General features: G+C 67.1%; 2 protein-coding genes. Both read left to right on the top strand.

The features are described from left to right. The coding region (locus GVY64_RS37075; RefSeq protein WP_159851372.1) for a transposase at positions 1–378 on the top strand (378 nt) is incomplete at its 5' end. Continuing rightward, on the top strand, positions 372–660 hold a 289-nt coding region (locus GVY64_RS37575; RefSeq protein ID WP_236567554.1), incomplete at its 3' end, for a transposase. The genes GVY64_RS37075 and GVY64_RS37575, both read left to right, overlap by 7 nt.

The following is a 660-nucleotide window of genomic DNA, read 5'->3' as shown; positions in this document are numbered from 1 at the left end:
GACGAGTTGTGGACAGTGATCGAACCGCTACTGCCGGTCCGGGCACCAGGCACGCCGGGGCCGGCGCGGATGGACGACCGGCTGGTGTTGCAAGGGATCTTGTTCGTGCTGTTCACCGGGATCGGTTGGGAAGACCTGCCCCAAGAACTGGGATTCGGGTCCGGCATGACCTGCTGGCGACGGGTGCGGGACTGGCAAGCGGCCGGAGTGTTCGAGGCGATGCATCAGGCGATGCTCACCCACTGCCATACCGCCGGGTTGATCGACTTCGACCGAGTCATCGCCGACGCCTCGCACGTGCGGGCGAAAAAAGGGGCGCCGCAACCGGCCCGAGCCCGGTCGACCGCCGCAAGACCGGCTCGAAACACCACATCCTGACCTGCGGAAACGGGCTACCTCTCGCGGTCGCGCTGTCGGGCGCCAACGTCAACGACCACCTGGTGCTGCCCGAGTTGCTCGACCGGGTCCGGCCGCTGCGCGGCAGAGCGGGTCGGCCACGCCACCGGATCAAGGCACTTATCGCGGACAAAGGCTACGACTATCCGCGCGTGTATGCCGACCTGCGGCAACGTCGTATCACCGGGCACATCCCGCGCCGCGGCACCCGCGACAAGGTGACAGGGCGATGGATCGTCGAACAATCCCTGGCCCTGCTACACC

It is taken from the genome of Nocardia sp. CY41 (genome assembly GCF_009829325.1).
GTDB lineage: Bacteria > Actinomycetota > Actinomycetes > Mycobacteriales > Mycobacteriaceae > Nocardia.
The sequence above is the reverse complement of the archived record's forward strand: the minus strand, read 5'-3'. Positions and strand labels throughout refer to the sequence as shown.